The organism is Moorena sp. SIO4A1 (assembly GCF_010672065.1).
In the GTDB taxonomy this organism is placed as follows: domain Bacteria; phylum Cyanobacteriota; class Cyanobacteriia; order Cyanobacteriales; family Coleofasciculaceae; genus Moorena.
Genome location: NZ_JAAHHX010001096.1, coordinates 1 through 1,006 on the forward strand (window position 1 = coordinate 1; position 1,006 = coordinate 1,006).

The 1,006-nt window shown below is 44.4% G+C and carries 1 protein-coding gene; it reads right to left on the minus strand.

All coding sequences use genetic code 11. From position 1 onward, the window contains the following. Window positions 1-75: 75 nt before the first annotated feature. A partial coding sequence (locus tag F6K53_RS45545; protein ID WP_293087851.1) for a zinc-binding dehydrogenase occupies window positions 76-1,006 on the minus strand: 931 nt, incomplete at its 5' end.

Consider the following 1,006-nt stretch of genomic DNA (forward strand, 5'->3'; position numbering starts at 1 on the left):
GATAATGAACCAACAACTCTTCGGCACTTAAGTAGTTTGCGATCGCAATCCTTTTGGCCATAATACCTCAATACCTCACCCAGCAACGATTCCAGTTTTATTATAACTAATTATCCGAACTTGATATAACACGGCAAAACTCTTGTCAATGAACTCTCCATTGAGGCTGTTAAGGACTATATCGACACCTGCTCCCTGAGTCAAATGCATAATTTCAGAAGCAAAGTCAAAGGTGCGGGAGTTCATTATCTGTTGCACACCCAGGGACTTGAGAAAGTCCCACTTGGGAGGACTAGCAGTGGCAAAGACTTCGGCTCCTGCCTGGAGGGCAATTTGCACTGCTGCTTGTCCTACTCCTCCTGCTGCTGCATGAATTAATACCCTCTCTCCTGGTTGAATTTTGGCTAAGTGTTGCAACCCGTAGTAGGCGGTGAAGAATGTTAGGGGTAGGGTTGCCGCTTCAGGAAAACTCATCTGTTTTGGTTTAGCCATTACGAACTCAGCGGCAGTAGTTACAAAGCTACTAAACCCATTAGGAACAAAAGCCATTACTTCATCTCCTACCTGCCACTGAGACACATTGTCTCCCACAGATGCAATAACGCCTACACATTCCAAGCCAAGGGTTAGTTGCTCTACATTAGTAATACCCAGCACCTGGGCATAATATTCTTTGAGTAATCCTAGAGCATTGAGTACATCTCGGAAGTTGAGTCCAACTGCTTTAACTTGAATTTCTACTTCCTGGGCTTTTGGAGGACGACGCTGGATTGGTTGCCAGTTGAGGTTGTCTATCAGTCCGTATTCAGACAACTTCAATTCCAATGGTTGAGCCTCTGGTATGGGCAATTGTTGTTGTGAGGTGAGTTTCTGCTTTTGTTGTTGTACTAATCTAGCTACATAACGAACTCCCTGACGAATTGCGATCTGGTCTTCATTGTTATTAGACAACAGTTCATCCACCAACTTGGGAATGGTTTCAGAAACATGGGATTTGGGGTCTAAG